We start from the raw sequence: 3407 nt of genomic DNA, 5'->3' as shown, positions 1-3407 counted from the left end.
CAGCACCACCCCATAGCCGCGAATCGCAATCTCTAACGCTTCTGCATACTGACCATAGGGAAATTGTTGAATACTGGTGCAGGTATTTTCTACTAAGCCTGCCACCGCTTCGGCTTGGTCGGGGTGTTGGGCAAGGACGACCTGCACAAGCTGGGCAATAGTATCCCCCAAGGCGGGAACAATCAACCCCATATTTTGCCGCATCACCTGATGGACTGCTGTTGTGTCGCCCTGCATTCGTGCTTGCAGCAGTTGCACCCAAAATTGTTGTAATGCCTCTTGCTGATTCTCCCCGGTTCCCCCCCGTCCCAAATACGCCCCCACCTGTTGCGCCAGATTCCGCAGAAACACCGCATTATTCCCCTGTCCCTCCTCCTGCAACTGTGCCGCCACCAACTCGCACACCTGCACAAACCCCTCATCCACCAACTCCTGATGACGGTTGAGGATATCCAGTTCCTCCCCACTGGGACAGTTGAGGAGTTCTTGAATCAGGGAGAGATAAGCCTGCACTCTTTGTTCATCCATAGTGGCGCACCGGGTAGGGGATAGACCCCGATTTTACCCCATTCCGAAACCTCAGAAACCGGGTTGATTTGTTAAATCTTTGTGAAGGAATCGAGATGCTGCGAGTTAGAGGACACGGCACTGCGGTGTCCCGACAAGTATCCCGTAGTTCACCTCTAGTCCCAAATCCTTTGGATGGGATAAGCATCGAAAGCGATATCTTTGCTTAAAATCGGAATCTTTTCTTGCATAGCTTGGGCGATTAAAAGTCTATCAAATGGGTCTTTATGATAAAATAAAAGTGATGACAATACTCTTAGATGGTCGAGAGAAATTGGCAATAATTCAAAATCAGCTTAGATGATTTTCTCTTCTATATAATCTGCCGCATTTTTTTCCAGACTTAACTTATTTTGACTCTGTTTGATGGCCATCTCCCAAACCGTAGCCACACTAATCAGCTTATGATTATGACCATCTTCGACCAAATTACGAACCTTATCGCTCAACTGGGAATTTCCCATAAAAAACCAGATAACCGTATGAGTATCAAGGAGTAATCGCATTAAATATAGTCCTGAAAATCATCCAAGGGTTCATCAAAATCATCACTGAGGGAAATCCGGTCTTTATCGCATCCAAATAAAGGGGGGCGCGGCTGAGGCGATAAAACTGGAGAAATTTTAATGGTTTGCTGATTATTTTTTCTAATCACAATTTCTTCTCCAGCAAAAGCCATTTCTATCAGTTCGATAATTTGCGGTAACGCTTGGTTAATCTCAATAATTTTCATCGCTTATCTCTCCTCGGCAAAAACTGCTGCTCAATTGGGTATTTCCGCTATCCGACGGGACTAAATGCGGAGGCTTGGGTCACTCAATTTTACCCCATCTTCCCAAAACCGACACCTCTGAGATGGGATTTGTTTGTTAAATCTTGGTGAAGAAACAGAGATGATGGTAGAAACCGGGTTTCTTTAAACCTCGTTCCTCCCCACTGCACCACCACTGCACCCACCAGGGGATAGACCCCCATTTTACCCCATTCCCAACCCTCAGAAACCGGGTTTCTTTGTTAAATCTTTGTGAAGGAATCGAGATGCTGCTAGAAACCCGGTTTCTTTTCCGGCGGCTCAAAACTCAGTTTCTTCTCTGAAAAGATGAGTTATAATCATCCTGAGACTCCAATTACCTAAAAACTCAAACCTGACCATGACCCGGCAACCTACTGAAAATCAACCCCAGGCGATCGCAGCACGAGTCACCAGATTGGAAAATGAATCGCAATCTTGGTTTAATTATATCAGCATTTTAAGTTAAAATAAAGCCATTAATTACTCATATCATCCTAATTAAAATGACTCGAAAAATCAATCTTGAACTTCCCGACGATCTGAGCCAACGTTTAGAATCCAAAGCTCAAATCATCAACCTCTCTTTAGAAGCAATGATTTTAAAATCATTAGAGGACTTAGCTACCCAACCAGACGATCCAATTGCCGCACTGATTGGCACATTAAGCGCTGAAAATAACGATATTGCATCTCGCCACGACGACTATATTGGAGAAGCCATTTATTCACGGGATTTGTCCAGTGAAAAATAGTACATTTGTTGATACTTCTGGCTGGGCAAACTTATTTATCAAAACTGAACCGGATCATCCCTATGCAGTAGCATGGTTTACTCAAGCTAGACAACAAAAATACTTAATGGTGACAAGTAACTATATTGTCCTTGAACTTGTAGCATTGCTCAATAGTCCACTTAGAGTTCCTCGCCCCCAAATTTTTCAATATATTGATGCTATTCAATCTGCTCCTTATTTGCAACTCGTTCGCGTCAATCAGCAGATTGAAAATGCCGCCTGGGAACTTTTAAAAAAGCGGTTAGATAAAAACTGGTCACTGGTTGATGCCACATCATTTATAATCATGCAACAATTAGAAATTACCAACGCTCTAACTAGCGATCATCATTTCGATCAAGCGGGTTTTGTTCGTCTTCTTAAATCGTAGATCGCTGTTTATCCATAGCCTAGCACCGGGTAGGGGACTATGACCCCAATTTTACCCCATGCCCAACCCTCAGAAACCGGGTTTCTTTGTTAAATCTTTGTGAAGCGATCGAGATGCGGCTAGAAACCCGGTTTCTTTGACCCCACCCGCCGTTTTAGGGATGTAACCTGCACAATTCGGTTACAGTCGGTTAAAATAGATGCCATCCCACCCATTGAATTACCCCCAAATGGCACTGACCCGAGGATTGATTAACTCCGATAGACATCCCGCCGATGCTTCACGCGCACAATCCGCACGACCCTCTCCAGATCATCAATCACATAAACCACCCGATAATCACCGCTGCGAATTCGATAGAGATTATCGTCCCCCTTCAACTTCACCACTCCTGGCGGACGAGGGTCGAAACTCAGGCTATCGATCGCCTCCCCAATGCGTAACTGGAGATTGATATCGAGCGATCGCAGTTCCTTAGCTGCCGACTTCTTAAACCGGACAGCATACCCTTCATTTGCCATTCGCTTCTGCCTGGATTTCTTGTTTTAATTCCTCCCAAGACACCTCTTCCTCATCCTGACGAGTATGAGCCACCAACACATCATAGAAATCTTCCCATAACTCACCCCACTGAGTCAAATCAATTAATACAGCCTGTTTTTCTCCATCTTCATTGACAACAAATTGAATCCCTTTCATAACCTTTGTTTCCTAAATAATTGAGTTTACAGTCAATTCTACCCCATCCCCGCAACTGGTGAAACCGGGTTTCTTTGTTAAATTTTGGTGAAGGAATACAGATGCTGCCAGAAACCCGGTTTCTGAACCCCACAGTTAACCTACAAGCTATAGAAACCGGGTTTCTGCGTCAACTTCTGCAACT

General features: G+C 44.5%; 6 protein-coding genes and 1 pseudogene. 2 read left to right on the top strand and 5 right to left on the bottom strand.

Translation table 11 applies throughout. From position 1 onward, the window contains the following. The 3 genes and pseudogenes from J0895_RS07845 to J0895_RS07835 all read right to left on the bottom strand — a co-directional run. Nucleotides 1–528, bottom strand: a pseudogene (locus J0895_RS07845) (CHAT domain-containing protein); the annotation flags it as partial. A 335-nt stretch (nt 529–863) separates the two neighbouring features. After that, entirely contained in the window at nt 864–1073 is a 210-nt protein-coding gene (locus tag J0895_RS25765) for a type II toxin-antitoxin system VapC family toxin (protein ID WP_242541140.1), read from the bottom strand. Further along, a complete protein-coding gene (locus tag J0895_RS07835) occupies nt 1073–1300 on the bottom strand; it encodes a type II toxin-antitoxin system Phd/YefM family antitoxin (protein WP_207087545.1) in 228 nt (75 codons plus the stop codon). Before J0895_RS07835 ends, J0895_RS25765 begins: the two co-directional genes overlap by 1 nt. Before the next feature lie 563 nt (nt 1301–1863). Here J0895_RS07835 and J0895_RS07830 point away from each other — a divergent pair. Beyond that, nucleotides 1864–2112 carry a hypothetical protein gene (locus J0895_RS07830; RefSeq protein ID WP_207087544.1) on the top strand — a complete coding sequence of 83 codons (249 nt, stop codon included), beginning with the start codon at nt 1864–1866 and terminating at the stop codon, nt 2110–2112. After that, on the top strand, nt 2102–2524 hold the full coding sequence (locus J0895_RS07825; protein WP_207087543.1) for a PIN domain-containing protein: 423 nt from the start codon (nt 2102–2104) through the stop codon (nt 2522–2524). Before J0895_RS07830 ends, J0895_RS07825 begins: the two co-directional genes overlap by 11 nt. Nucleotides 2525–2775: 251 nt before the next feature. Here J0895_RS07825 and J0895_RS07820 read toward each other — a convergent pair whose 3' ends face one another. Then, nucleotides 2776–3045, bottom strand: coding sequence for a type II toxin-antitoxin system RelE family toxin (locus J0895_RS07820; RefSeq protein ID WP_207087542.1), 270 nt, complete (start codon nt 3043–3045; stop codon nt 2776–2778). Continuing rightward, nucleotides 3035–3223 (bottom strand): hypothetical protein, encoded by a 189-nt coding sequence (locus tag J0895_RS07815; protein ID WP_207087541.1) that lies wholly within the window; start codon nt 3221–3223, stop codon nt 3035–3037. The genes J0895_RS07820 and J0895_RS07815 overlap by 11 nt, the downstream gene beginning before the upstream one ends. Nucleotides 3224–3407: the final 184 nt, after the last annotated feature.

The sequence above is a fragment of the Phormidium pseudopriestleyi FRX01 genome, from assembly GCF_017313335.1.
Lineage (GTDB): Bacteria > Cyanobacteriota > Cyanobacteriia > Cyanobacteriales > Laspinemataceae > Laspinema > Laspinema pseudopriestleyi.
Note: the sequence above shows the minus strand (reverse complement) of the source record. Positions and strands in the feature narration are given on the sequence as shown.